This window comes from Arthrobacter sp. efr-133-R2A-63, assembly GCF_030209795.1.
GTDB lineage: Bacteria > Actinomycetota > Actinomycetes > Actinomycetales > Micrococcaceae > Arthrobacter > Arthrobacter bambusae_A.
This window is the reverse complement of sequence record NZ_JARVRG010000033.1, coordinates 1-1,227: the sequence shown is the minus strand read 5'-3', so window position 1 is coordinate 1,227 and position 1,227 is coordinate 1. Positions and strand designations below refer to the sequence as shown.

The following is a 1,227-nucleotide window of genomic DNA, read 5'->3' as shown; positions in this document are numbered from 1 at the left end:
GCGGATCGAGGTTCCCGACCGCCAGGTCACTGGGGCGAGTCCGGCGTAGGAGGCGAGGTGTCCGGCGGACTTGAATTCCTTGCCCGCAATCTCGGTGAGGATGCGCGCTTCCGTCCTGACCCCGACCGCCGGCATGGAGGTCAGGACGGTGTGAAGAGGGTGGGCCTCCACAAGTGCTTCGACCTGGGTGAGGATCTCGTCTCGGGCGGTGCGCAGCTGCTTGAGCATGGCCGCCAGTTGGGGCAGGACGATGCCTGCGGCGTTGGTGCCGGCGACCACGACGGTCTGCTCTCCCAACGCGGTGAAGACGTCCGCCGCCCAGCCTTTCCCGGCCCGCGGCGCATGGCGGGACAGGAGGGTGGTGACCCGGTTCTGGCCGGCTTTGCGCAGCGTCTCCGGCGTCGGGTATTTGATCAGCAGTTCGGCCATGGCAGGGTGGTCCAGGTGCTTGCCGATGACTCGTTCCAGGGCAGGGTGGACCTGGGTCAGGAGCCCGCGGATCCGGTTGGAGGTGGCCGTGGCCTGCTTGGCCAGATCGTCATCAAAACCGCACAGCATCGACAGCTCCGCGGCCTGCTCGTCGGCGACCACGATGGAGCGTAGGGTGTGCGGCAGGGACCGGGCGGCTTCGGCAATTATTGCTGCGTCTCGGGCGTCCGTTTTGGCCTCGCCTGGGTGTAGGTCCGCGATGCGCCGCATGGCCAGACCGGGCAGGTAGCCGACCATGATGCCTTCCGCCTGAGCCACAGCGACGGGCAGGGCGCCGATGGTGGAGGGCTGGTCAACGACCAACAATACGCGTCCGTTGCCGGCGACGGAGCGGATGATGGCTTGCAGTTTTGCCTCGTCCTGGGGCAGCGCCCGGTCGAGGATCTTCTTGCCCTGGCGGTCGATGCCGACCGCGTGGTGATGGCTCTTGCCGACGTCAACACCGATGAAGATGTCGACGAGTTCATGGTCTTTGATCAACGCAAACCTCCCAGAATTTGTGTCCGTCAAATCTGTGTTGGCATGTCCTGCGGCGGCAAGGCTCGGCATCCACGTTACGGCTGACCTACGCGGTGTTTCATTGCGCTGGTCCGGTCCCCATTAGCGATCCCCTGGCGCCTATCGAATCCCGGTGACAACACCCCCCGGATCATTGATGACTGGGGGACTTAATCATGCCGGGACCGACAGGCCAACAACCCCAATTCTTACTCGTTAAGGGCTGCTAAAAAGGTAACG

The 1,227-nt window shown here is 64.4% G+C and carries 1 protein-coding gene; it reads right to left on the bottom strand.

Annotation, left to right across the window (positions count from 1 at the left end; genetic code table 11):
* The coding region (locus QRN45_RS18105) for an IS110 family RNA-guided transposase (protein WP_502870732.1) at nt 1-1,038 on the bottom strand (1,038 nt) is incomplete at its 3' end.
* Between the last annotated feature and the right edge of the window lie 189 nt (nt 1,039-1,227).